Origin of the sequence: Neobacillus terrisolis, from assembly GCF_051233475.1 — a bacterium.
Taxonomy (GTDB): Bacteria; Bacillota; Bacilli; order Bacillales; family Cytobacillaceae; genus Bacillus_BU.
The window spans coordinates 1-26,887 of sequence record NZ_JBKFGH010000002.1 but is presented as its reverse complement, the minus strand read 5'-3'; the positions used below and the strand labels follow the sequence as shown (position 1 = coordinate 26,887).

General features: G+C 39.9%; 15 protein-coding genes and 1 riboswitch. Of the genes, 10 read left to right on the top strand and 5 right to left on the bottom strand.

The window, feature by feature from the left end:
* Window positions 1-116 precede the first annotated feature (116 nt).
* The 3 genes from ACI48O_RS00510 (at window position 117) to ACI48O_RS00500 (ending at window position 11,908) form a co-directional block, all read left to right on the top strand.
* On the top strand, window positions 117-1,928 hold the full coding sequence (locus tag ACI48O_RS00510) for a glycosyl hydrolase family 18 protein (RefSeq protein WP_435559738.1): 1,812 nt from the start codon (window positions 117-119) through the stop codon (window positions 1,926-1,928).
* A gap of 243 nt (window positions 1,929-2,171) precedes the next feature.
* Complete coding sequence (locus tag ACI48O_RS00505) at window positions 2,172-10,472, top strand: glycoside hydrolase family 94 protein (RefSeq protein ID WP_435559737.1); 8,301 nt, start codon at window positions 2,172-2,174, stop codon at window positions 10,470-10,472.
* 185 nt (window positions 10,473-10,657) lie between these two features.
* Window positions 10,658-11,908, top strand: coding sequence for an ATP-binding protein (locus ACI48O_RS00500; protein WP_435559736.1), 1,251 nt, complete (start codon window positions 10,658-10,660; stop codon window positions 11,906-11,908).
* A 62-nt stretch (window positions 11,909-11,970) separates the two neighbouring features.
* Here ACI48O_RS00500 and ACI48O_RS00495 read toward each other — a convergent pair whose 3' ends face one another.
* Together ACI48O_RS00495 and ACI48O_RS00490 are read right to left on the bottom strand one after the other, a co-directional pair.
* The gene (locus ACI48O_RS00495; protein ID WP_435559735.1) at window positions 11,971-12,285 is read right to left on the bottom strand and encodes a DMT family transporter; all 315 of its coding nucleotides are present in this window, start codon (window positions 12,283-12,285) and stop codon (window positions 11,971-11,973) included.
* Complete coding sequence (locus tag ACI48O_RS00490) at window positions 12,285-12,626, bottom strand: DMT family transporter (protein WP_435559734.1); 342 nt, start codon at window positions 12,624-12,626, stop codon at window positions 12,285-12,287. Before ACI48O_RS00490 ends, ACI48O_RS00495 begins: the two co-directional genes overlap by 1 nt.
* A gap of 65 nt (window positions 12,627-12,691) precedes the next feature.
* Window positions 12,692-12,793, bottom strand: a riboswitch (guanidine-I (ykkC/yxkD leader).
* A 257-nt stretch (window positions 12,794-13,050) separates the two neighbouring features.
* On the opposite strand from ACI48O_RS00490, the gene ACI48O_RS00485 reads away from it, so the two are divergent.
* The 6 genes from ACI48O_RS00485 to ACI48O_RS00460 all read left to right on the top strand — a co-directional run bounded on the left by ACI48O_RS00485 (window position 13,051) and on the right by ACI48O_RS00460 (window position 18,850).
* Complete coding sequence (locus tag ACI48O_RS00485) at window positions 13,051-14,898, top strand: anaerobic ribonucleoside triphosphate reductase (protein ID WP_435559733.1); 1,848 nt, start codon at window positions 13,051-13,053, stop codon at window positions 14,896-14,898.
* An 84-nt stretch (window positions 14,899-14,982) separates the two neighbouring features.
* Window positions 14,983-15,465: an anaerobic ribonucleoside-triphosphate reductase activating protein gene (gene nrdG, locus ACI48O_RS00480; protein ID WP_435559732.1), complete on the top strand. Its 483-nt coding sequence runs from the start codon at window positions 14,983-14,985 to the stop codon at window positions 15,463-15,465.
* Window positions 15,466-15,647: 182 nt separating this feature from the next.
* The gene (locus ACI48O_RS00475; RefSeq protein WP_435559731.1) at window positions 15,648-16,271 is read left to right on the top strand and encodes a TetR/AcrR family transcriptional regulator; all 624 of its coding nucleotides are present in this window, start codon (window positions 15,648-15,650) and stop codon (window positions 16,269-16,271) included.
* Between the two features lie 51 nt (window positions 16,272-16,322).
* Window positions 16,323-17,207, top strand: a complete 885-nt coding sequence (locus ACI48O_RS00470) for an ABC transporter ATP-binding protein (RefSeq protein ID WP_435559730.1) — start codon at window positions 16,323-16,325, stop codon at window positions 17,205-17,207.
* Between the two features lie 5 nt (window positions 17,208-17,212).
* Window positions 17,213-18,010: an ABC transporter permease subunit gene (locus tag ACI48O_RS00465; RefSeq protein ID WP_435559729.1), complete on the top strand. Its 798-nt coding sequence runs from the start codon at window positions 17,213-17,215 to the stop codon at window positions 18,008-18,010.
* Window positions 18,011-18,049: 39 nt separating this feature from the next.
* The gene (locus ACI48O_RS00460) at window positions 18,050-18,850 is read left to right on the top strand and encodes an ABC transporter permease subunit (RefSeq protein ID WP_435559728.1); all 801 of its coding nucleotides are present in this window, start codon (window positions 18,050-18,052) and stop codon (window positions 18,848-18,850) included.
* Between the two features lie 111 nt (window positions 18,851-18,961).
* On the opposite strand, the gene ACI48O_RS00455 is transcribed toward ACI48O_RS00460, so the two are convergent.
* The 3 genes from ACI48O_RS00455 to ACI48O_RS00445 form a co-directional block, all read right to left on the bottom strand.
* Window positions 18,962-19,933, bottom strand: a complete 972-nt coding sequence (locus ACI48O_RS00455; RefSeq protein ID WP_435559727.1) for a hypothetical protein — start codon at window positions 19,931-19,933, stop codon at window positions 18,962-18,964.
* A 189-nt stretch (window positions 19,934-20,122) separates the two neighbouring features.
* Window positions 20,123-21,394 (bottom strand): MFS transporter, encoded by a 1,272-nt coding sequence (locus ACI48O_RS00450; protein WP_435559726.1) that lies wholly within the window; start codon window positions 21,392-21,394, stop codon window positions 20,123-20,125.
* Between the two features lie 162 nt (window positions 21,395-21,556).
* Window positions 21,557-22,864 (bottom strand): alkaline phosphatase family protein, encoded by a 1,308-nt coding sequence (locus ACI48O_RS00445; RefSeq protein ID WP_435559725.1) that lies wholly within the window; start codon window positions 22,862-22,864, stop codon window positions 21,557-21,559.
* Between the two features lie 378 nt (window positions 22,865-23,242).
* Here ACI48O_RS00445 and ACI48O_RS00440 point away from each other — a divergent pair, with 378 nt between their 5' ends.
* A complete protein-coding gene (locus ACI48O_RS00440; protein WP_435559724.1) occupies window positions 23,243-26,842 on the top strand; it encodes a bifunctional 2',3'-cyclic-nucleotide 2'-phosphodiesterase/3'-nucleotidase in 3,600 nt (1,199 codons plus the stop codon).
* The last annotated feature ends 45 nt before the right edge of the window (window positions 26,843-26,887 follow it).

Sequence of the window (26,887 nt, the reverse complement as noted above, 5' to 3'; positions counted from 1 at the left end):
ATTGCTACAACGGGTAGCTTTACCTTTATTTGCCTGTATCTCCTAAAGTGCCCTCATATTAAAATTTAACTAGGATAGTAGATTTTAATATTAATATGAGGGGAAGGCATGAAGGGATGGAGCAGCTAACACGAAAATTTCTTGCAAACAAATTCACGATTCTTTCCGTGGTTTTACTTTTCTTTATTAGTTGTTTTACTAGCTATGGGACAGTTGAGGCCGCAAAGCCGGATCGGACACCACCGACAGTACCATCAAATCTTCAAGCAACAGAAATAACGGAAACAACCATTTCTTTAGCTTGGAATACTTCAACCGATAATATTGCTGTAACCGGGTATGATGTATATCAGGATAATAGAATCATTGCTAGTGTTACATCGCCCCAATATGAAGCTAAAAACTTAAACCCGAATACATCCTATAGTTTTTTTGTAAAAGCAAAGGATGCAAAAGGAAATTATTCGGCTCCAAGTGGAACAATCAAAGTTGTAACCGCCAGTAAGATTCTAATAGACCAGCCCCCGCAGGTTAGCGAGATCTCCGTTTCTCCAATTGCTAGTGATGGAAAAACAGTTAGTGGAACAGTGTCGCTTTCTATTAATGCTCTTGATGACAAAGGCATTAGCAAGGTTGAATTTTACAGTAATAACGGTGGTTATTTAATTCGTACTTTAACTGCAGCGCCTTTTACTGTCAATTGGGCAACTGACCCTTGGGTCCCTGATGGGGAGCAAATGCTTAAGGTTGTAGTTTATGACACCGCCAATCAAACAGCCCAGACTTCTAGAACGATTTATGTAAAAAATGCGATAACTCCAGCTCCAAATAATTATAAAATGGTAGGTTATTACACAAGCTGGTCGACCTATTCTAATTTTCAAGTGACGAATATTGAGGCAAGTAAACTCACTCATTTGAATTATGCATTTGCTAATATTTCAGCAGATGGAAAAATTGCATTAGGAGATTCTTGGGCTGATGTGGAAAAGCCATTTCCAGGTGATACTGCAGAACAGCCATATAAAGGAAACTTCTATCAACTTACTAAACTTAAGCAGCAATATCCTCATTTGAAAACATTAATTTCAGTTGGCGGATGGACATGGTCAGATAAGTTTTCTAATATAGCACTTACTGAAGAATCTAGGACGATTTTTGCTGAAAGTTGCCTCCAATTCATCCTCAAATATGGTTTTGATGGAATCGATTTAGACTGGGAATATCCAGTTGCAGGAGGAAAAACAGGCAATATTACGCGTCCTGAGGATAAACAGAATTTTACATTGTTATTAAAGAAAATAAGAGAAACGTTAGATGCTCAAACGGCTAAAGATGCGAAGCAATACTTTTTAACAATAGCAGGTGGTGCTGGAAAAAGTTATGCGGCTAATACAGAATTGAATTTGCTTCATCCATATCTTGATTATGTGCAACTCATGACATATGATATGCACGGGTCTTGGGATTCTATCACTGGAATGAATGCACCACTTTTCCGTGACCCTCAAACAGCGTTTTTCTCCGAGTGGACTGTTCAAGATGCTGTTCAGACCTATTTGAGTCATGGGGTACCTACTAATAAGCTGGTTATGGGAATGCCTTTCTACGGTAGAGCTTATAACCAAGTAAATAGTATTAATAATGGTTTGTATCAATCATTCCTTGGAGGGGGTTCAGCAATAAGTTATGCTGAACTCGAAGCAAATTATATAAATAAAAATGGGTATATTCGTTATTGGGAGCAGGATTCCAAAGTACCTTGGTTATACAACGGCAGTCAATTTATTAGTTATGATGATTCAGAATCTTTGGGTTATAAAACTACCTATATAAAATCAACTGGTTTAGGTGGAGCAATGATTTGGGAATTAAGCCAAGACCCGAATAAAGTTTTATTAAGCAAACTGTACAATGACTTGAAATGATTTGTAAACTTGGATCACCCATCTTGATTTTTTTTAGTTTAAATAAACAAAAAGGCTGACATTCTTTTAAGTGTCAGTCTCTTTTTTTGTGCTTATCACAATATTATTAGTGGTTGAGCACTCTATTGTGTTTTTTCTCTCTTTTTTAATCGAAAATGCATATTTTCTGACCAGAATGGGAAAATTTTATCAGTATACACAAATAAGCACTTACTGCTAAAAGCTATTTTGGGGGATAAATATATGATTTTGAATCAAGAACAGCTCAGAGAAGAGGCTCACAAAACGGCTTTGAACCATGATCCTTTTATTAGTCGTAAGCCATCACTACAATTTTGGCGTGAAAATGAATCCAATATTGAGAATTTACGCAGTTTCGTGCATGATCTCCACGAAAATCGTTCATCTTGTGCTCAGCCAGCAGAGGAATGGTTATTGGATAATGCTGAATTTTTGGAAGAACAAGTATTGGTCGTAAAACAACAATTAACAAAAAAATTTGTGAGCTTTTTACCTCATTTAAGCAAAACTGGAGAGTCGAGAGTTTTTTCTATCTGTACCGATTATTTAAAGCATAACGATGGAAATTTGCATATTGATTCCTTCATTTCTTATCTTCGTTCCTACCAGGAAGTCTCGATTTTAACGATTGCTGAGGTTTGGTCCATCTCGGTGATTATGAGAGTGGCCCTTATCCGGCAGCTAACGGAGATTATGAATACGATTAAGGAGCGCAGGGATGTCTGTACTATGGTTGATCAGTTGCTTTCCGGAATTGAAACGAACGAGATTACTCCTGAAAAGCTGAAGCAAGTTTTAGATGATGCTGGTCAAGAAATTCCTCTTTCCGGTCCAATGATTGTTCATTTGGTGAAACATCTTCGGGAACGTGCTGACTATTCAGCAACCGTAGGAGAATGGCTGATTTGCAAATTAGAAAATGGTCCTGAGAGCTTAGATCATATTTTATCGTATGAGTATCAGATGCAGGCAGCTTATCAAGTAACCACCGGGCATTTAATTACGAGTATCAGAAGGCTGTCACGATGGGATTGGAATGTCACCTTTGAACAAATAAGTATGGTAGAAAGGTCGTTACGGAATGAAAGTTCAGGCGATTATGCAAAATTAGATTTTTCTAGTCGAAACTCTTTACGAAGAAAAGTTGAACAATTGGCCCACCGTTTCAATTTGCCAGAAAACCTTGTAGCCACTCAGGCGGTGGAGCTTGCTGACCAATATTTGCAACAACACGAACCTGAAGTTTTAGAACAACGAGCCCGAAAAGCTTTTGTAGCCTATTATTTGCTTGATCCTAATGGCGTTAAGCAGTTAAGACAAGCACTTAAGATGTGTGGGAAACCAAGAGCTCTTCCCGAAACCGGGATACTGCGTCGGGCAACCGGAACGTATTTTAATATGATCGCTTTTTTCAGTGCACTAGCCCTAATTGGGTTTTTAATTTGGATTGGGTGGGATTCAGTTCTTGGACCGGTTGATGTGGCGATTGCTCTCATCGTTCTGTTACTGCCTGCCTTAGAATGGGCTGTTACAGCTGCTCACTGGACCATTGAGCGTGTTAGGAATCCTGTGCCGCTATTAAGGCTTGATTTTTCAAAAGGGGTTCCAAAAGATGCGGCAACGATGGTCGTAATTCCAATTATTTGGTCAACACTTGAGGAAGTTGATGACCTAATTGATCGTCTTGAATTGCATTACTTAGCTAACCGGGACCCTAATATTCACTTTGCATTTTTGGGTGATTTTGTCGATGCACAATCAGAAATGCTCGAGGAGGATCAGCAAATAATTAAGGCGGCTCAAAGGGGGATTTCCCGATTACGTGGTACATATCCAGAAACTACATTCCATCTTTTTCAACGAAGAAGACAATGGAATCCATCTGAAGGGGTATGGATGGGCTGGGAGAGAAAACGTGGGAAATTAGTAGAATTTGCAGAGCTTCTAAAGGGGAGTAAGACGACAAGCTTTACATATCTTGATGGCGATTTAGCATTGTTAAACCAAATTCGCTATATTATTACTCTTGATTCAGATACTCAGCTTCCACACGAAAGCGCACATCGAATGATCGGTACGCTTCATCTACCTTACAATCGTCCCATTTTAAATGATGCCAAGACAAGGGTCATCGAAGGCTATGGTGTGCTCCAGCCAAGGATTGGGATGAGCCACGAGTCTGTGATGCAATCTCGCTTTGCCAATCTTTGGTCACAAGACCCAGGGATTGACCCCTATTCGTTTGCTGTTTCTGATCCATATCAAGATGGGCTTGGACAAGGTATTTTTACCGGAAAAGGGATTTTTGATGTTGATGCGTTTTTTCAAATACTGTGTGAGAGAATACCAGAAAATAGAGTGTTAAGTCATGATTTACTTGAAGGTGGATTTCTTCGTGCTGCATTGCTTCAGGATATCGAATTAATTGATAGCCATCCAGCCAAATTTAGTACCTATCAAAAGCGCCAACATCGCTGGATCAGAGGGGATTGGCAACTATTACTTTGGCTGTTACCAAAATCGTATAATCGAAAGGGTGAGTTAGTTCCTGTTGACTTATCGATTTTAACAAGATGGCAGATTCTTGATAATTTAAGGAGAAGCCTAGTACAGCCAATCTTATTTGCGATCCTATTATTAGCTGTCACGGTTTTACCGGGATCTCCACTCCGCTGGTTTGCTTTAGTGGCTGCGACATTATGTTTGCCAGTCATACGGCATTTATTTACGTTTCAGACTTGGGTTCGATATCCACGCAGTTTAGTCAATACAATCGGCCAAATATTGGTTTCTATTGTGACCCTACCTTTTCAAATCATCCTTGTACTGGATGGAATTGGCCGGGCTTTATATCGCCTATTCTTTTCTAAAAAACGTTTATTAGAATGGGTTTCTTCAAGTGAAGAAGACCGCAATAGCAAGCAGAATGGTTCTCCTGTTTTACTTGGATTGGCAGGAGGATATGTATTAACCGGTTTATTTTTATTCACAACATTTTTTAATGAAAATGTGTTTGTCCAGGTCATTGGCTTCATTTTTAGTGCACTTTGGTTTTCTGCACCGCTGGTCATTCGCTGGCTTGATCAGCCATCGGAGCAAAAACGTCTGTCTTTTTCAGAACAAGAAACTGAAGAATTGCGAAAGCTTTCTCATGAAATTTGGTCCTTTTATGAAGATTATGTTACCGAAGAAGAGAACTGGCTACCACCTGATAATGTGCAAATAGAGCCACCGAATGGGGTAGCGCATCGAACATCTCCAACGAACATTGGCTTGTACCTTACTTGTACATTAGCTGCCCGTGATTTTGAGTTTATCGACACACCTGGGTTAATATCACGGCTTTCGCGAACCTTAGATACGCTAGAGCGGATGGAAAAGTGGGAAGGCCATTTATACAATTGGTACGATACAACCTCGTTACATCCATTATCACCTAGATATGTATCAACTGTGGATTCGGGAAATTTAGTGGGTTGTCTTATTGCGGTAAAAGAGGGCTTGGCCGAGTGGCTAGCGGTTTATGATGAAATCAACAAGTCATCCGGTGATCAGGTGGAGGATTCAAGTTCTTTAAAAATTGCCTTTTCAGAAGAAATTACTCCACTTGCATCAGGCAAAAAACTTGGAAAAAACACCCGGGTCAATTGGGCTGAACGGGGAAATGAACTCCTTGAACGATTAGATAAATTAATTCAAGAAACGGATTTCCGCCCGTTGTATGATCATACTTCTAAATTATTTTCTTTAGGGTATCATGCAGATCGAAATGAACGCGATGAAATCCTGTATGATCTTATGGCTTCGGAAGCAAGGATTGCCAGCTTTGTTGCGATTGCTCTTGGTCAAATTTCCGTTTCACATTGGAATGCGCTTGGAAGAACAATGACGAAGGTCGGGAAACGACCTGTCTTATTGTCTTGGTCTGGGACAATGTTTGAATTCTTAATGCCATGGTTGTTCATGCGGACCTATCGAAATACTTTGTGGGACGATACGTATGCCGCTGTTGTAAGTCGGCAAATGGAATATGCCAAGCAAAGAGAGGTACCATTTGGGATATCCGAATCCGGCTACTATGCATTTGACTTTCAAATGAATTACCAATACCGCGCATTCGGTGTTCCAGGGCTCGGATTTAAACGAGGACTGGAGAAAGATTTAGTAGTTGCTCCGTATGCTACTATTCTTGCGCTCCCATTTGCGAAGGATGAGGCACTTTCCGCTTTAAAACAAATTGAACAGATGAAAGGTCGCGGAAAATACGGATATTATGAAGCTTTGGACTTTACACAGGAGCGGCTGCCAAAAGATAAACAGCATGTTGTCATTCGCAGTTTCATGGCCCATCATCAGGGAATGAGTTTATTAACTCTTGCAAATGTCCTGCTTCCTAAAACGATGGTTGGAAGATTTCACCGTAATAAACAAATTCGTTCCGCCGAACTTCTTTTGCAAGAACGGGTGCCGAAAAATCCAAAGTTCATTATGCATCCAGCCTTACATCGAATCCACGAGCCATTCTCGAAAATTGTTCAGGATACTGCAACTGTCAGGGAGTATGATTCTCCCCATACAGCTGTCCCAGAGGTTTGTGTGCTTTCCAATAGTACATTTACAACCGTGGTCACAACCACAGGCAGCGGGTTTAGTCAGTTTAAAGGGTTATCCGTATCAAGATGGAGAGAGGATCCTGTGTTGGATCCGTGGGGGAGCTACGTATATATTCGTGATATCGCAACGGATAAGCTGTGGTCACCATCTTATCAGCCCTGCCAAGTAGAAGCTGAAGAACAAAGGGTTCTATTTGGACTTGATCACGCAACTTTTATGCGTGAAGATGGCGATGTAAAAACGAGCATGGAAATTTGTGTTTCTTCAGAGTGGAATGCTGAGGTTCGAAGAATATCCTTAACCAATACTAGCAGCGAGGTAAAGGTACTAGAGGTAACAACTTTTATCGAATTAGCATTGGCAAATCCGATTGCCGATGTGGCACATACTGCTTTTAGCAAGCTGTTTATCCGAACGGCTTTTGATGCAGAGTCAGGTTGCTTAGTTGCGGGCAGAAGACCACGCGAAGCAAAGGATCAGACATTATGGTCTGCTCATACTCTCATGGTTGAAGGTGAGGGGCTTGGGACAATCGAGTATGAAACCGATCGATCAAGCTTTATTGGACGAGGTTATCAGCTCTCTGAACCTAAGGGGATTCGATCACGTCTTCGTGGCAGGGTAGGTTCAGTAGCCGATCCAGCATTCGTAATGAGACGCAGAATTAGGGTGAAACCGGGTAGTCAAGTTCAATTAATCTCTGTTACCTCTGTTAGTAATACACGAGAAGAGGCCATTGAAATCGTTCGCAGGTTTGCGCCTTATCAAGAAGTGGAAAGAACGTTTCAAATGGCTTGGAATCGGGGCCAAATTGAGCTTCGAAATTTGCATTTGACGAATCGTGAAGCAACCCTTTTTCAGACTTTAGCAGGACGGGTTCTATATACTCCGCCACTTCGTGACGAACGCAAAAATAGTATTATTGCAAATGAAAAGGGTCAATCCGGATTATGGAGTTTTGGAGTATCTGGTGATCGACCGATTGTGCTTATCCGCATCGATAATCGCAGTCAACTACCATTTGTCGTTAAAATGCTTACAGGTCATGAATATTTGCGAAGACTGGGGCTTTTGTTTGACCTTGTTCTTCTTAATGAATCAGAAGAAGGATATCACCAACATTTACAAGAAGCCCTCAAACAGGCTGCAGAACATGGAGTAGACCGTTTTGGGGCAGGTGTGTCAGGGGTTTATGTAATTCCAGCTAATCAATTAACTGAGGAAAATAAGACCTTATTGAAGGCAGTCGCCCGTGTTGATTTACGAGCCGGCGGACCAAGTCTGTTCGCCCAAATTCGTTTATCAAAGGAAGAAGCTCAAATTGCTGTTCCTGAACAATTAAACCCAACTGGTACTTCTCAAAGCAACTATCATTCTGCCAGTAGTGGTTTTGGTCAAACGTTATTAGAGGAAACAAAAGAATGGTTGTTTTTCAATGGTTGGGGGGGATTTTCTCCAGATGGAAAGGAGTATCGTATTCTGATCAAAAACGGGAATCATTTGCCTGCTCCTTGGATTAATGTTTTGGCCAATAAAAACTTTGGATGTCTCATTTCAGAAATGGGAACAGGTTACACGTGGTGGAGGAACAGCCGCGAATGCAAGCTGACACCTTGGTCGAATGATCCTGTACTTGATCCCCCAACCGAAACAGGTTTTATTAGGGATGAAGAAAGCGGGGAAAATTGGTCTGTTGCACCATCTATTGCCCATACCCATGAACCGTACAAAATAACTCATGGGAAAGGCTTTACGAGGTTTGATCATGAAAGATATGGAATTAAACACGAGATGAACATTTATGTCCCACTTGAGGATCCTGTAAAAATCATAAAAATGAAACTGCAAAATAAAACCACGGAGCCAAGAACTATTTCGCTTACGTATTATGCAGAATGGGTATTAGGTGTTCAAAGGCAAGCCAATGCTCCTTATATTGTGACGGATTGGATTGAGTCAGAACAAGTTTTAACTGCTCGGAACACCTATCAAGAAATCTTTAAAGAGGCTACTGCTTTCTTGGGGATTTACCCTGAATCAGGGATGGATAGGAAGATAAATGTTGCTGGTGCAAAGAGTGAGAATGAACAAACAGCTGAATCTCCAGATTCTTTCCAACATGTATCTTGGACTGCAGACCGCAATGAGTTTATTGGACGAAACCGTTCAATGGACCGACCTGCAGCAATGGAAAGAGTTCAATTATCTGGGCGGACAGGCTCGCATTTCGATTCGTGCGGTGCGGTTCAGGCAAAGTTAAACCTACTGCCAAACGAGGAACAGGTTGTCTATATCTTGCTTGGCTGTGCGGACTCCCAGGAGGAAGTCATTTACCTAGTTCGAAAGTATCGTCAGCCTTCTGTTTGCGAGCAAACCATGCAGGAGGTAACCTGTTTTTGGGATCAGCATTTGGGCCAAATTCAAGTGTCAACTCCTTCACAAGAAACCAATTTTCTGTTGAATGGTTGGCTTTTGTATCAATCGCTGGCTTGTCGGATGTGGGCTAGAACTGCTTTTTACCAGGCAGGAGGGGCCTTTGGCTTCCGCGACCAATTACAGGATTCACTCGCACTTCTCCATACCATGCCGGAGAAAACACGGGAACAAATTATTCTTCATGCCTCCCATCAATATTTAGAGGGAGATGTGCAACACTGGTGGCATGAAGAAACCGAACGAGGAATTCGGACTACTTTTTCTGATGACCTGCTTTGGATGCCATATGTAGTGTCACGATATATTGAACATACAGGTGACCGAACTATTTTAGATGAACTAGCACCATTTTTAGTTAGTGACCTGCTTGGTGAGGATGAACATGAACGGTATGAACCGACCGTACGCTCCTCTGAAACGGGTACAGTGTATGAACATTGCTTAAGAGCAATCGATCTTGCTTTAAACCGGATCGGGGAGCATGGGTTGCCGCTTATCGGGGTAGGAGATTGGAACGATGGAATGAACCTTGTTGGTGTTAAGGGCCGTGGTGAAAGTGTGTGGCTTGGCTGGTTCATTTGTGATGTGTTGAATCGATTTGCTGAGCTTTGTCGTCAACAGGGTGATTTAAGCAGGGTTGAAACTTATCAGAAACGGCGCCAGCAATTAATTGATGCTCTTAATGAGCATGCTTGGGATGGCCAGTGGTACCGTCGTGCCTTTACAGATTCAGGAGATTGGCTAGGTTCTATTCAAAATGAAGAATGCCGGATTGATGCTATCGCCCAATCATGGTCTGTTATTTCTGGAGGTGCCCCAAAAGATCGTGCGATTCAAGCAATGAAATCGTTCGATCGTGAATTGGTCGAGCGGGAACTTTCGGTCATTCGACTGTTAACTCCGCCATTTGATGAAACGGACCCAAGTCCTGGGTATATTCAGGGGTATCCGCCGGGAATTAGAGAAAACGGTGCCCAGTATACTCATGGTGTCATTTGGGGAATTGTTGCCAGTTGTCAGCTTGGGGAAAACGATAAAGCATTTGAGATGTTCTCGATGCTAAATCCGATGACTCATACACGCACCGATCGAGAAGTAATGACCTATACAGGTGAGCCGTATGCTCTTGCGGCCGATGTATATACTGCGGAACCAAATGAGGGGCATGCGGGGTGGACATGGTATACAGGGGCTTCAGGCTGGTTGTACCAAGCTGGAATTGAATGGATTCTAGGTATTCGCCGCAGAGAAAATCACCTGTATATTGATCCTAAAATTCCAGCAGAATGGCCAGGTTTCTCAGTCACCTATAGTTTTGGAAAATCACGGTATATGATTACGGTTAAAAGGGGCTCAGATGGTGAAAAGAGTTTAACTGTTAATGGAAAGCCTGTTCCCATTACTGCTGACAATCCGCCGTTTGTAGAGCTGCACGATGACGGAAAAGATCATCAGGTGGAACTGAATCTTTAAATTGAAACGTAAAACACTAATAAATTCGACAAAAAAACAAGCAGTGATGATAAAACTGCTTGTTTTTTTGTCGAATATAATTAATTTTTAGAAAATATAGTGAATAAAGAACGGAATATAATATAATATTTTACGAGAAAATTTTTACTATCATTTCTCTCCTATATTTTTACGGAGGATTTTTTATGTTTATTGATGCAGAGATTGTTTTATATCAAGTACTTATCGTGCTTTTTCCAATTTTGGTATATCATTTATTTTTTAATGATGAAAATAATGAACGAAAGAAGCTGAATTGGAAGCTTACTCTAATAATGTTGCTCACCTTAGGTCTATCGATGTCCTTCCCGATTACATTTTCTGAAGGATATATATATGATTTTAGAATGATCCCGTTTATTATTTCTTTCATTTATGGTGGGACAATACCGGGTATTATTATGGCTGTCGCCCTATTAACCTACCGGTTTATTATTGGTGGAGACGGATTTTATGTAGTACTTATCAATTATTCTTTAACAAGTTTTTTTCTTATTTTTATTAGGCGAAAAATTGCAGTGTTGCAAAAGAATCAAAAGCTCATTTTTGCAAGCATTGTATTTTGGGTGAACACCCTTATCGTCTTGATAACCTTATTTACTCGAAATGAAATTGAACAAATCCTTTTCATGTGCATTTTTTATACGATCACCTGGGTTTGCTTAATTGTGGTTATGATTATCATTGAAAATGTAAATCAGCAATTAGTACTCCGAGAAGAATTACAGCAAGCTGAAAAATTAAATGTTATTAGCCAATTGGCGGCATCTGTTGCACATGAGGTTCGGAATCCGATGACATCAGTCCGCGGGTTCCTGCAGTTGATGGTCGATGACCATAACTTACATAGTTCACAGAGAAATTATATTGCTATTGCGATGAACGAGTTAGACCATGCCCAATCGATTATTAATGACTACTTATCGTTAGCAAAGCCACATACGGGAGAATTGTCCTCGATCAATATTTCGGATGAGGTTAAGAAAACGATTGAATTAATGACATCGTATTCGAATATACAGAATATATCGATTCAAACGGCCATCGAAAATGACCTGTTTATAAGAGGAAACAGGAACGAAATTAAACAGGTTTTAGTAAATATTATCAAGAACGGTATTGAAGCGATGGAAATGAGTGGAACTTTAACAATTAATATGTATGAAAAAAGTGGAGAGGTCGTCATTGAAATCATTGATAATGGGAAGGGGATGACGAAATCCCAGTTAAAAAAATTGGGCACGCCATTTTATACGACAAAGGAAAAAGGTACTGGAGTCGGTTTAACGATATCATTTCAAATCGTCCAATCAATGAAAGGGAAAATAAAGATAGACACCGAACTCGGTAAAGGAACCACCTTCACCCTCCAATTCCCAAGCGTTTCACCGCAGTAAAGCACTGGGGGACTGTCCCCCAGTGCTTTACTGCGTTAGTGAGGTGGGGGGACAGTCCTCGGTTAGGATACAAGTTTTAGGCCGATTACGGAGATGATGATAATGGCGATAAAGAGGATTCGACGCCAGTCTTTTGACTCTTTATAAAGAAGCATGCCGATGATTGCTCCACCAGAGGCACCGATTCCGGTCCAGATCGCATACGCTGTTCCCATAGCGATGGATTTCATGGCATAGGTGAGTAGGAGAAAGCTACTGCCAAAACCAAGTATTATTAGAACAAGGGAATTCCACTTGCGATCTAGATGATATTTATTGATCATCGCTACCCCAAATATCTCCCCCAACCCCGCTGCAATTAACGAGACCCAAGCCATCAGGAATCAACTCCTTCCTCTGTTTGATCATGTGTTACAAATTTAAGCCCGATAACCCCGACTAATAACAGTAGAATGAAAAACAGCTTTTCAGCCTTGAAGGGTTCAGAAAATAATAGGATTTCTGCTACGACCGTTCCGGCGGTTCCTAGACCGACAAAAACGGCATATACAGTGCCCAAAGGCAATTTTCTTCCTGCCATGATAAACATGTAAAAACTAATAATTATCGATACGATTGTACTTATCCAAGTCAACAGATCATCTGCATGTTTTAAACCAGATACCCAGATCACCTCAAAGAAGGCACCAATGTATACTTTTGCCCATTCCTTATTCATTTTTGTGTAAACTCCCTTCAGTTAGCCTGAAAACAAAAAAGCCTGGGATATACCATATTAATAGTATCTCCCAGGCTTTTATCCTTCCGTGTCACAGCAAAAGCTGCGAGTTTTCTCTCGGACCAGACCAACTAAGATAAAGCTGCGGAACCCTAGAAAACATTCAACTTATGCAATTAGTCCATATTATATAAAAAAATAAAAACAGCTGCAAGTGTTAAATTGTTCATCGACATGAGAAAAAAAGAGAAAATTTCTTAGTTGTGGTGTTTAAAAAAAAATCAATAAAAAACTAAAAAAAATTTGGATAAATTTCCAAAATGTCACAAAAAATAAATGAATTTTTCACAAATAGATACAACATATTGTGATAAGATTATTTTCGTGATACTAAATATAGGGTTTTTACCGAAAGGGGAAAACTATGAAATCGAAATTGTTTGAAGAATTTAAAGAAATTGTTAACAGTAGTAACAAGGATTTAGTACAAGAAAATGCCAACGTAGATGGTTTATCACCAATGGGAATGATGATGTTGTTTGCATCCTCTTCAGCGAAATCATTTGTGATCGACCACATACTTGCTGAAGATGTCCAACAAGCTTATATGGACGGATACATTCACATTCATGATTTAGATTTTTATGCCAGCGGAACAACGACATGCTGCCAGATTCCATTAGCAAAAGTTTTGCAAGGTGGTTTTAACACAGGCCACGGGCATATGAGAGAGCCGAAAAGCATTACCAGTGCCTTGGCGCTAACCAGTATCATCTTCCAGGCAAATCAAAACAATCAGCACGGGGGCCAATCGATCCCGACTTTTGATTACGATTTAGCACCGTATGTTCGAATGACGTTTGAAAAAAAGAAGAAGATGATTAAAGAGTTAATGGTTGGTGAAATGGAAGAGGAAATCATCGAAGAAAAAGCTTGGGAATTGACGGACCAAGAGGTTTTCCAATCATGTGAGGCATTTATACATAATAGTAATTCGATGCATAGTAGGGGCGGGGGGCAAGTCCCATTCATCTCAGTAAACCTAGGTACGGACACTTCAAGAGAAGGCAGAATGGTTACGAAGAATCTGCTTCTTGCTACACAAGGCGGATTAGGCGGAGGCGAAACCCCGATTTTCCCGATTATTGTGTTCAAGGTTAAAAATGGAGTGAACTTTAACGAAGGTGATCCAAACTATGACCTTTACAGACTATCATTAGAAACAACATCGAAGCGGTTGTTCCCGAACTATGTGTTCCTTGACGCGCCGTTTAATTTGAAATATTACGATGGAACCCCACAGTCCGAAATTGCGACAATGGGCTGTAGAACGCGCACCATTTCAAACGTAAACGGTAAAGAAACACCATTAGGTCGAGGAAATCTTTCGTTTTCAACGATCAACCTGCCACTCCTGGCAATTGAATCGGATGGTGTAATGGATTTCTTTGGCAAGCTTGATCATTATATTGATTTAACAGTAAAGCAGCTATATGACCGCTACCTTTATCAGGCTCAAAAGACCGCTTCCCATTTCAAATTCCTTTATGGACAAGGTGTTTGGTGGAACGGGGAAATGCTGCATCCGCACCAAAAGCTTGATGAAATCCTAAAGCAAGGAACGCTTTCTATTGGTTTTGTAGGATTAGCTGAAGCGCTAGTTCAGCTGACAGGAAAACATCATGGAGAATGCGAAGAAGCAGCACAATTAGGATTCGACATCATTAAATATATGCGTGGAAAAATGGATTCTGCCACAGAAGAATACGGGATGAACTACACATTGCTTGCAACTCCTGCAGAATCTTTTGCCGGGAAGGCATTGAAAAAAGCGAGAGCTAAGCATGGAATCATACCTAGGGTGACCGACCGGGAGTATTTCACAAACAGCTTCCATGTTCCGGTATATTTCAAAATTAAGGCAGTTGACAAAATTAAAATTGAAGCGCCATACCACGAACTGACCAATGCTGGGCATATCACTTATATTGAGCTCGACGGTGATGCAAGCAAAAATATTGATGCATTAGATACGATCGTTCGGGCTATGCAAAAATATGGTGTCGGTTATGGAAGTATCAATCATCCGGTTGATCGTTGCTTAGACTGTAACCATAAAGGAATTATTGAAAACGAATGTCCGAAATGCGGAAACCATGAGGAATCTAAAATTGAGCGAATCCGTAGAATCACAGGATACTTAGTTGGAAGTCTAGATAAATGGAATAGCAGTAAACGAAGTGAGGAACGCGAAAGAATTCATCACCATTAATAGAAAAGTGTTGGTCGTTTTGACCAACACTTTTTCCAACTGAATTTTACAAAGACTTGTTTGAAAAGGGGTGGGTGTTGGCTGATGAAAGTAATAAATATTATTCATGACAGTATTGTTGATGGGGAAGGGTTCCGCAGTGTCGTCTTTTTTGCCGGATGTTCTCATCACTGCCTTGGATGTCACAATCCGCAAAGTTGGAAAATGGAAAATGGAACAGACATGACAAAGGAGCAAATCTATACAGAAATCATGAATAACGAACTGACCAATGTAACCTTTAGTGGAGGAGATCCTTTTCTGCAAAGTCATGATGTGAGTGAATTAGCAAAAGCTTTAAAGCAGGCCGGAAAAAATATCTGGTGCTACACCGGGTACACGTTTGAAGAATTGCTTGTTAATCGAAGTCATATAAGCCTGCTAGGAACCATTGATGTATTGGTGGATGGTCGATTTGAGTTAGAGAAGCGGGATTTAAGTCTTCTTTACAAAGGGAGCAGTAATCAGCGGATTATTGACGTGGCTAAAAGTCTACAATTAGGAGAAACGGTTATATATAAAAACTAAGATAACGCTTATCCCATATTTCGGGGTAAGCTTTTTTATTTATAGGAAAATTAGTATAGCGATCATTTTGTTACATAAAATAAATATTGACCGATTAGGTCAACGGGAATATACTGAAATTGACCACATGAGTCAAAACTGAAAAATGCTGCAAAAGAAAGTTTCCTATGGAGGTGAACCCGATGTTTTCAAAGTTTCTTAATCTAAACCAAGAAAAGCAAGATCGGATTTTAAACGCAGCATTAAAGGAGTTTGCACAAAAAGGTTATCAAAATGCTTCAACCAATGAAATTGTTAAAGAGGCTGGAATTTCAAAAGGGTTATTGTTCCATTATTTTAATAATAAGAAGGATCTGTACTTATTTTTATACGACCATTTCATGGAAATAACGATGGAAGAGATCCTTGCAAAAGTAGATTGGGATGAAAAAGATATTTTCAAAAGGTACAGACTGGTTGCCTTCCTTAAATTCGAGTTATTTAACCAATACCCTGAAATGTTTAATTTTTTAAAAAGCGTCTACACTGAGGACTCCCCTGAAGTGAAGACAGAATTAGACATTAAGATGAAAAAATTATTGGAGAGCGGCTATAAAGATTTATTTGGCGATATCGACCTTACTAAGTTTAAGGAAGGTCTTGATCTCGAAAAAACATTGAATATTATTTTTTGGACGATGGAAGGATTTGCATACAGGCAGCAGGACAAAGCACTTAAAGTAGATTTGGATCAGGCTTTTTTAGACGAAGTGATGACAGAAATGGAAGCTTATTGTGAGATTTTAAAGAATGCTTTCTATAAATAAGTTGATTTTACTGCTTTTATATATTTCCGAATGAAAAAGGGAGGTTCTATCATGAATGTAATTGAGATCAATAATCTTACTAAAACCTACGGAAAGGCCAGAGGGATTACCGACATTAGCTTTAATGTTGAAGAGGGTGAGATTTTTGGCTTCATTGGACCAAATGGTGCTGGGAAATCGACTACGATTAGAACATTGTTGTCATTAATTTATCCAACAAGCGGAAGTGCAAAGATTTTCGGAAAAGACTGTGTTCAATTTGGTCCTGAAATAAAGAAGCAGATTGGCTACCTGCCATCGGAAGTATTTTATTATGACAATATGAAAGTGATGGACCTATTAAAATATTCAGCTAGCTTTTATAAAAAGGATTGTACAAAAAGAATTAAAGAATTAGCAGAAATAATGGATCTTGATTTAACAAAGAAAATAGATGATCTGTCTTTAGGGAACAAAAAGAAAGTCGGAATTGTGCAAGGGCTCCTTCATGAACCGAAGTTGATTATTCTTGATGAACCTACGAGCGGTCTTGACCCGTTAATGCAGCAGAAATTCTTTGATTTGCTTGAAAAAGAGAATAAAAAAGGCGCGACTATTTTATTTTCTTCCCATATTTTAAGCGAGGTCCAAAGATTATGTAATCGTGTTGCGATTATTAAAGAAGGTAAAATCGTTACGGTCGAAAAGATTAGTACGTTAAAGGAAAATAATTATAAAAAAATCAAAGTTGTAACGAAAACCCCAGTAGATAAAGATTATTTTAATTTAGAAGGCGTGACAAAACTAGAGGTCAAGGGCGTGACAGTCAGTTTCTTGTTTAGAGGCAACATTAACATTGTATTGAAAAAGATTTCTGACATTGAAATCGCCAACCTATGGATTGAAGAACCAGACCTTGAGGAGATCTTTTTGCATTACTACGAGAAGGAGGCTTAAAAACGATGAATATATTTATGCATGAATTGAAGGCGTATCGGAAATCTACGATCATCTGGTCCATTTCCTTAATGGCTATCGTTATGTTATATATGTCGTTTTATCCTTCATTTGTAAAGGACTCGGAGCAGTTTATGAAGATTATGGAGGGGTATCCGGAGGCGATAAGAAATGCAATCGGTGTTAACCTGGGAAACTTCTTTACTATTTTGGGATTTTATTGCTTCCCATTAACCTTTGTTACTCTTTGTGGAGCAATACAAGCAATGAATCTAGGTACCTCCATAGTCAGCAAAGAGGTTCGGGAAAAAACGGCTGATTTTTTATTAACCAAGCCGGTTACGCGTACAACTGTTTTAACATCTAAACTATTGGCATCATTAATTTCAATTTTCATAACGAATATTTTCTTTTGGGCCGCCGCAAGTTTTATTATGCAGCAGGTGAAGACAGATGACTTTAGTTTCAAGCTCTTTATGTTGCTTTCACTCACCGTGTTGTTTGTCCAATTGATGTTTTTAGCACTAGGGATCATGCTTTCTGTACTGATGAAAAATATTAAATCTGTGCTGACGGTGTCCCTAGCGACCGTTTTTGCTTTTTATTTTTTAGGGATGTTTTTTGATACATCTGGTGAGGAAGCGAAACGTTATATTTCACCGTTTAAGTATTTTGATACGACTTATATTATGAACCATTCTAGTTATGAAACATCATTTTTAATTGCAGGAGCAGTCATTATTATTCTTGCCACTGCGGCTAGCTATTTTGTATATGCCAAAAAGGATATCCACTCTGTTTAAGTTTTGGCCGAAAAATTGGGCTACAAGGAGGGTTACTGGATGAATGTATTTTGGAGAGAATTAAAAGCGAACCGTAAATCGCTGATTATTTGGAGCATTGGTGTATTTTTTATGGTTGTATCCGGTATGGCTAAATACGAAGCATACTCCTCATCTGGCCAATCAATTAATGACCTGATGGCAGATATGCCAAAATCGTTAAAGGCCGTAATGGGTTTTGGTGAAGTTGATTTATCGACGATTGGCGGTTATTATACAATCTTATATATTTATCTGTTATTAATGGCGACCATCCATGCAGTGATGCTGGGGGCGTCGATAATTGCAAAAGAAGAGCGGGATAAAACATCTGAGTTTTTATTCGTGAAGCCAGTTTCAAGGAATACCGTCATTACCGCAAAATTGCTAGCGGCATTTACTAATGTGGTCGTCTTTAATCTTGTTACTCTTGGTTCGTTGATCTTTTATATTGGGAGATTGAATACTTCTGGTGAAGATGTAAATGGGGATATTGCTCTTACAATGGCGGGAATGTTCTTTTTGCAGGTCTTGTTTATGGTGATCGGAACGGCACTGGCTTCTATTAAAAGTAAACCCAAAAAAGCAGCTTCGGTTGCTACCGGTATTCTTTTACTCACCTATATGTTATCAATCATCATTGATTTGAACGAGAATCTTGAAGGCTTAAAATATTTGACTCCGTTTAAATATTTTGAAGCTAAAGACGTCATGTTTGGCGGAGGTCTAGATAATGTATTTGTGATACTGTCAGTAGCTGTAAGCGTACTTCTCATTATCGTCACCTACACATTTTTCAAAAAAAGGGATTTAAACGTGTAAAAACAAGCACCAGGAATTAGTCCCTCAATACATTACCACATTAAAGCACCGGGGGACAGTCCCCCGGTGCTGTGACGCTTTAATGGAGTGGTTCGGATTAGAGCGGGTTTTTTATTTATCCAACATGAGTTTTATCTGCTGGGCGCTTGTAATGCTTTCTATATTTTCAATCATGATTAGGGGACTTCCAGGAATAACAATATCCTTTATTTTGATTTCTTGATTGTTTTTTAGGATCTGAACCAATGCAAATAAATTTTTGGGATCTTTTGGGCCATCCAATTTGACTTCATAGCCCCCAGTGCATTCTCCGTTTGTTATATTTTTCCCGTAACAATAGATTGATTCTTTCACCATTCCAATTGTTAATCCGTTTGTAAACCTATAGCCGATTTTCTCAAGCTCTTTTTCCATTAATTGAAACGCTGTAAAATCTCTTTTGAACAAGGAGTCATTCACAAAATCCGGATCGTTATTAAGCTCCTTTAATAGGGCATCTTTATTGGTAATCGTGTTTATTTCATTTAAAGCGAACGTTAGCTTGGTTGTTTTATTGAATATTTTTATGGATTCAATGCTGCTTGTGGATGGCAAATGCTCATTTTTAAAGGTATTTGCGATAAGAACAAATTCAAGTAAATGATCAATCGAGCCCGGTTGATTAAAGGATATTTCTTTACTTGAGACGGCATTTACTACAAGTCCACCAGTTGAAGCTGTAAAATAAACATCCTCAAAATTCAGCATTTCTAGTTTTGGTTGATTGAATTTGAAAAATTTCTGACTTAACTCATATGCTTTTTTTTGATCATGATAATTATCGCCTTCGATTTTAGATTTCAGCATGCCTGTTAGGTGGACTTGGAATTTAATTTGAGGTTTACTGCTTTTTTGAACGGTGTAAGTTCTGTCCCCCATATTTCCTTCGTTCTTACCTTCACGATTGGTAATATCAGCAGTAAATCCGTATTTTTCTTTAACATAGTTTTGAATAAGTTTATCGATATCCTGTTCAGATTCACAGGCGGATAAAATAGTGAAGCTAAAAATCATGAAGAAAATCGAAATCATTCTTTTTGTCATGTTGCACCTCTCTCTGATGATCCTGTTAATATCCATATAAAGTGAATTTTATACCAATAACGATATCAAAAAAAGAGGCGCCAAAAGTAAACCACTTCAGCGCTTTTTCTTCTTTATACATTAACGCACTAACGCACCGGGGGACTGTCCCCCGGTGCGTTAGTGCGTTAAAGGTGGTGTTTATTTCTCTTATGAAATTAGTACCTCATCTGGTTCTGGATCTGGGTTTGGGACACGGGACAGGATAATTAATCCTAAGATAAATAGGATGATTAAACTGAACACGCCGCTGCTTGAGCTTCCAGTAAGCTGCGCGGTAGCTCCAACTAGTAGTGGTCCTAAAATGGCCGCAAATCTACCAAAAATCGTGTAGAATCCAAAAAATTCATTGGCGTTCTGTTTTGGAACAAGCTTGGCAAAATAGGCTCTGCTTAGTGCTTGAATCCCGCCTTGTGACGAGGCGACGAGCATCGCTAAAATCCAGAAGTCCGTCGTTGTTTTTAAGAAATAGGCATAAATACAAACAAAAATATAAACAACAATCCCAACATACAACATTCTTTTTCCGGTGAATTTTTTCGCCATACGACCGTAAAGAATCGCAAATGGCGCGGCTACGACCTGGGTTACAAATAAAATAATCAAAAGATTGGTAGAATCGATACCTAAATCCGTTCCGTACGCAGTGGACATTGTAATAATCGTATCAACCCCGTCAATGTATAAGAAATAAGCAAGCAGGAATAAAAACAGAGCTCGATATTTACGAATTTCTTTTAAGGTTTTTCCAATTCGTTTGAAGCTGTTCACAATTGGGTTTGGCTCGCGTTCAATAAAATACCGCTGCCGAACATTTTTAAACATGGGGATAGCGAAGGCACCCCACCAAATCGCGGTAATCAAAAAGGCAATTTGACTCGCGGCAGTAACTGACAACGGCAATGTTTTATTTTGCGCCAAAATAATGATTGCAATGCTGATGATAAATGGAATGGTGCTTCCGATATACCCCAACCCAAAGCCACGGGCGGAGACCCGGTCCATCCTATCTTTTGTTGTTACATCGACGAGAAAGGCATCATAGAAAATGTTCGCCCCCGATGAGCCAATCACCGCTACTGTATAAATAATTAATAAGAGCAGCCAATTTTCACTTGGCACCACGGCTAATAACGCAGTAAACAGCACTCCTAATCCAAAAAAGAAGCTGAAAAAACGTTTTTTAAAGCCTTGATAATCGGCAATAGTTCCCAAAATGGGCGACAGTGCCGCTAATAGAAATGTCGCAAAAGAAATGGTGTAGCCAAGGTATGCAGTAGAATCTGCAGAGCTTACCCCTGCATTCGTGGCAGATGCTTTATAAAATAACGGAAACACTGCCGTCGAAATAATAATCGAATAAGCAGAGGTTGCCCAATCATAAAACATCCAACTATTCTCTTCTTTTGTAAAGCCCTTCATAGGTTTTCCTCCTATATCTATTTTTTTAGGCTCTGCTGAACTTGAATGTTGATTTCCGCTCCAATCAACATTGTGTAAAAAAATCAACACTGAGCTTTAACACAGCCATCTTTTAAAAAGTAAAGAAGGTTACAAAATGAGAACTAAGTATAAAACGCATCTTTATCCGGTTAACAATTCTTCTATCAATCTACCATCCGTATCACCAAGATTAAGATCAAGCAATCGTGCGAATGTCGGACCTTCATCCACAAGATGCATGGATGGAATCTGAACGTTTTCGCGAATCCCCTGCCCTGATGCAATTAGAATCGTTGAATAATTTTCTTTTTCTGGAGAATAGCCATGGGATGCAACCGTATAACGCTTCGCTTTAACATCCTCCTCTGTAATCACGTCAATATATTCTCCGTGGTGGTCTTCTTTAAAATAATACCCTTGTAGTGCTTCAAGCATCAGAAACGAATTTCGATCAGCTCCTTTAGCACCAGCTTCAGCTCCTGTTAGTACGGCCTCAATTCCATTTCGCTTGTCAGGTAAAAGCTTGTTAACTAGCTCTTTAATCGCTTCCTTTGTTTCAAAATCAGCTTGGTTCTTAATGTAAATATATGCTGAGCCATCACAGCTTTTACAATATGCTTTCCAGTTTGTTATATTCCCGCGAGGATCAACCTCAATAAGTCCATGCTCACGCAATAATACGTTTAGCTTGACGGCTTTAGATTCATCAAGTGCACTATGATCGCCAAGGGCAATAATGGTTGATTTTTCATAAATGTCACTTTCTTTTAAGGCTTCGATTATTTTTCCGAGCCGGTCATTATGACGCTGGATGGCTGCCATCGCCTCTTTTGAAGAAAAGCCATGATAGTGTCTTTGCGTATCTAGATCAGTAAAATGAACGAGCAATAGGTTAGGCTTTTTTGTCTTGATCGTTTGAACAGTAGCTTCAAGCACAAAATCATCTAGTTCCGGTTGATTAAGTCCTTTACGAAGATGACCAAAGCGTCGGTTCATATCCAGCTGAAAGAGTGGACTTCCGTTCCTTAGTGAAACAGCGATTTGGTGCTGCCAAGGCCGATTTGCAAAAATCTCCGGCATATTATAGTCAATCTTTGCCCCCGCAGTTACCGGCCATAACAATGCGGCTGTGGTCAAACCAGCTTTTTTTGCTTCATCATAAAGGGTAGTACCCTTTACGTGCCGACGATGCCAATACCAGTCTGGCGAGTGCTTGCCGGGTTGAAGAAAGGTGTTGTTGATTACCCCGTGCCGGTTTGGAAAATTTCCTGTCACAATCGTCGCGTGGCAAGGGTAGGTTACGGAAGGATATATCGTTTCAACATTCCTGCAATACGATCCATTTTTGAACAGCTCTTGGAAGTGGGGAAGATCTTGAAGCATTGGAAAATCTAAAGCGGAAAGACAGTCAAATGAGATCACGATCAGGTGGTCGGTTAGACGAGTCATAACACCCTCCATGTTTTTGAAATGATAAAAAAATGAACCTATATACTAAATATAACAGAAAATTCGGAACCACACTTAAACTTGTTTTTTCACATTCCCTGTTTACCTTATTCATCATCAAATTTTATCGAAATATCAAAAACTAAAAACCATACAACTCTTTTGCACACTAAAGCGGTGGGGGACTGTCCCCCGCCGCTTTAGTGCGGTAAACTACTTTTTCTACGTTTGCGACATAATTTACGAAAAAATTGTAATTTTACAAAAATATTAGATGGAATGTAACACAAATTTATAATTTTCTGTTATATTGTGCTTGTCGGCAATTTTACTATGGATGCATTGAAAAATTTAATGTTACTAGGAAGGTGAAAAAGGATGAATAAAAGAAAGTTTCGTAAAGCCAAGAAATTTTTATCAACTACATTGGCAGTAACTCTTCTCGCAGTCCCATTCCTTTCAACAACGCATGCGACCGCAGAAAAAAATGTAACACCAGTAAATGTCCTAGCAACAAAAGAAGAAAAGTCTCCAACAGTATCCCTCAGACTTATGGAAACGACAGATATCCATACTAATCTATTAAACTACGACTATTACAAAGCCGCAGCTTACGAAAAAGTTGGACTGGCTAAAACCGCATCCCTTGTGAAAGAGGCACGTAAAGAGGCTGAGAATAGTGTCCTAGTCGATAATGGGGACCTAATTCAAGGAACTCCGCTCGGAACGTATAAGGCAAAAATCGAACCGCTCAAAGACGGTGAGGTTCATCCGGTATTCAAAGCGATGAATCAAATGGATTATGATATGGCCACACTAGGAAACCACGAATTTAATTATGGTCTCGATTTTCTTGAAGAAGCATATGACGATGCAAATTTCCCTTATGTTAATGCAAATGTGTATATCGACGACCATGATAATGACCCGAACAATGATCAAAATAAATTTACCCCTTACAAAATTCTCAACAAAAAAGTAGTCGACGCGCAAGGCAAAAAGCACGTCATAAAAATTGGTTATATCGGCTTCGTGCCTCCACAAATTAGCGAGTGGGATAATGCTCATCTAAATGGGAAAGTTGTCACAAAATCAATCGTCGATACAGCTAAGAAGTTTATTCCGCAAATGAGAGAAGAAGGAGCAGACATCATTGTTGCGATGACGCACTCCGGCTTCAGTGCAAACAAACTCAACACAGAAGATGTCATTTACGCTCTAACAGAGGTTCCTGGTATTGACGCAGTTACATTCTCCCATACACACAAAGTATTCCCTGCCAAAACCGAAGCTGCCCTAGACGGTTTATTTTTAGGAGCAGATAAGAAGCCTTTGCCGGGTGTTGATAACACGAAAGGCACAATCAATGGTGTTCCAGCCGTTCAAGCAGGATACGGGGGCGGTTCATTAGGAATTATTGACCTTACGCTAAAAAAAGACAATGGCAAGTGGTCAGTAGTAAACTCGCAATCTTCGACCCGTGAAATTTATCAAGATGTAAAGGATCCTGTTACCGGGAAAACGGTAACCCAATCAACCGTAAGTCCGGTCCAATCAATCGTAGATGCCGTTCAGCCGGATCACGAAGCCACTATTAATTATGTAAATACCCCTATTGGAGAAACAACTGATGATATTCATAGCTACTTTGCGCTTGTACAAGATGACCCATCGATTCAAGTCGTTACAAATGCCCAGAAATGGTATGTAGAAAAATATATTGCCCAAAGCAAACCTGAATATAAAAATCTACCAATCCTTTCAGTTGGTGCACCGTTCAAAGCTGGAAGAAACGGGGTTGAAGAATACACAGAAATAAAAAAAGGTGCTTTAACGATCCGTAGTGCCGGCGATTTGTATTTGTATGACAATACATTAAAAGCCATTAAGATAAAGGGGTCCGTTGTTAAGGAATGGCTCGAAATGACTGCAGGCAAGTTCAATCAAATTGATCCTAATAAAACGGAAGAACAGCCGTTATTAAACCCAGCGTTTCCGGTTTACAATTTTGATATTATCGATGGTGTGCAATTCCAAATTGATGTAACGAAACCGGCAAAATATTCTCCTAGTGGAACTTTAGTAAACGCCTCATCAAGCCGTGTTGTCAACTTAACCTATAATGGACAACCGCTTGACCTGAATCAAGACTTTATTGTGGTAACAAATAATTATCGTGCCGGGGGAGGCGGCAATTTTCCTGGCGTGAAGGGCAGCGAATTAGTGGTTGATTCTGCAGATGAGAACCGCCAAATCTTAATGGATTATATTTCAGAGTTAAAAGTGATTACGCCGACCGCTGATCAAAACTGGTCGATTGCCCCAATATCCGGTGATGTCAATGTGACGTTTACGACTTCACCAAAAGCAGAAGCTTATCTTAAAGAAGGAAGCAATATTTCTTTTACGGGAAAAACCGATGCAACGGGTTTTGGCATTTTTAAACTAAATATTGGAACACCAGCTCCTCAAGAAAATGTGAAAGTACAATTGCTAGGTTTGAACGACCTACACGGTCAGCTTGATACGGATACAAAACTTGGAACCCAACTAGCTGGAAGCATGGAATACACTGCGGCAGCCGTTAAGCAGCGTGAAGCCACAAATGAAAATACGCTCCTCGTTCACTCTGGTGATATGATCGGTGGAAGTCCATTAGTATCTGCATTATTCCAGGATGAGCCGACGGTCGAAGTTATGGAAGCAATGGGTTTTGATGTTGGTACTCTAGGCAATCATGAGTTTGATGAGGGGATTGTTGAGTTACAGCGAATGATTAAAGGCGGCGATCATCCTAAGGGCACAGCGGGCTACGATGGAATGAACTTCCCGGTTGTGGCTGCCAATGCTTATGATTCTGCATCGGGTCAATTGATCACTGAACCTTATGCGGTTAAAGAAGTAGGTGGGGTGAAAATCGGCTTTATTGGAGTTGTCACCCAAGAAACCCCTAATATAATTGTGCGTAAAGGAAATGAAACGCTCCAAATCACTGATGAAACGGAAGCCATCAATAAATATACGGTGGAATTAAAGGCTCAGGGGATTGAAGCAATCGTTGTTCTCGCCCACAATCCTGCAATACAAACAGGTTATGCAGATTTGTTTGATGCAACGTCGATTGCTGAAAAAGTGGACGATGAAGTAGATATGATTTTCTCGGCACATAACCATGTTAATGTGGATAAAGAGGTTGATGGAAAATTAATTGTACAGGCTTATTCTTACGGGACAGCATTCGCTGATGTCGATCTTGAGCTTGATCCGATTACGGGTGAGATCGTGAAAAAAGAAGCGGAAGTTGTAACGGTTTATCAAGCCAATTACACTCCTGATCCAACGGTTTCCTTTATCATGCAAAAATATGAAAGTTTAGTTGCTCCAATAAAAGCGGAGGTTGTCGGAAGCTCAGCTAATACACTATTAAAAGGTTATCCGTCCACCACAGGGGAATTTGCTGATTTGCCATTAGGAAACTTGATCGCTGATGGTATGAAGGCAGCAATGAACTCCGATTTTGCGCTGATGAATGGTGGAGGAGTTCGTGCAAACCTTGATGCAGGTGAAGTAACATTTGGTGATTTATTCGCCATTCAGCCGTTTGGGAATGTATTGAACAAGGTGAAATTAAGCGGTGCTGATTTAGAGACGGTATTAAATAATCAGATTACGGCAAGCGGCCTTGATTTCCATATCTCCGGGTTTAAGTACACTTACACTTATGATAGTGTTGCGAAATCAGGCAAGGTGGTAGATATTTTCTTGCCAGACGGAAGCAAAATTGACCCAACCCATGAGTATACAGTGGTGGTTAATAACTATATGTATGGAAATCTGAAATACGGAATTGGTGCAGTCTCTACCGATTTAGAGGTAGGTCCGGAAGACCTCCAAGCAACGGTAGATTATGTGAGAACATTGAAGCCATCATTTGAATACATGTCGGAAGGCCGGATTCATAAAGTAACCGTTCAATAAATTTTAGCAATGTAAAGCGCTGGGGGACTGTCCCCCAGCGCCTTA

Coding starts and splice junctions, on each gene's coding strand:
- ACI48O_RS00495 (WP_435559735.1), bottom strand. CDS start 12,285: ATGGCTTGGGTCTCGTTAATTGCAGCGGGGTTGGGGGAGATATTTGGG.
- ACI48O_RS00460 (WP_435559728.1), top strand. CDS start 18,050: ATGAATGTATTTTGGAGAGAATTAAAAGCGAACCGTAAATCGCTGATT.
- ACI48O_RS00505 (WP_435559737.1), top strand. CDS start 2,172: ATGATTTTGAATCAAGAACAGCTCAGAGAAGAGGCTCACAAAACGGCT.
- ACI48O_RS00450 (WP_435559726.1), bottom strand. CDS start 21,394: ATGAAGGGCTTTACAAAAGAAGAGAATAGTTGGATGTTTTATGATTGG.
- ACI48O_RS00455 (WP_435559727.1), bottom strand. CDS start 19,933: ATGACAAAAAGAATGATTTCGATTTTCTTCATGATTTTTAGCTTCACT.
- ACI48O_RS00485 (WP_435559733.1), top strand. CDS start 13,051: ATGAAATCGAAATTGTTTGAAGAATTTAAAGAAATTGTTAACAGTAGT.
- ACI48O_RS00475 (WP_435559731.1), top strand. CDS start 15,648: ATGTTTTCAAAGTTTCTTAATCTAAACCAAGAAAAGCAAGATCGGATT.
- ACI48O_RS00445 (WP_435559725.1), bottom strand. CDS start 22,864: ATGACTCGTCTAACCGACCACCTGATCGTGATCTCATTTGACTGTCTT.
- ACI48O_RS00500 (WP_435559736.1), top strand. CDS start 10,658: ATGTTTATTGATGCAGAGATTGTTTTATATCAAGTACTTATCGTGCTT.
- ACI48O_RS00465 (WP_435559729.1), top strand. CDS start 17,213: ATGAATATATTTATGCATGAATTGAAGGCGTATCGGAAATCTACGATC.
- ACI48O_RS00490 (WP_435559734.1), bottom strand. CDS start 12,626: ATGAATAAGGAATGGGCAAAAGTATACATTGGTGCCTTCTTTGAGGTG.
- ACI48O_RS00470 (WP_435559730.1), top strand. CDS start 16,323: ATGAATGTAATTGAGATCAATAATCTTACTAAAACCTACGGAAAGGCC.
- nrdG (WP_435559732.1), top strand. CDS start 14,983: ATGAAAGTAATAAATATTATTCATGACAGTATTGTTGATGGGGAAGGG.
- ACI48O_RS00510 (WP_435559738.1), top strand. CDS start 117: ATGGAGCAGCTAACACGAAAATTTCTTGCAAACAAATTCACGATTCTT.
- ACI48O_RS00440 (WP_435559724.1), top strand. CDS start 23,243: ATGAATAAAAGAAAGTTTCGTAAAGCCAAGAAATTTTTATCAACTACA.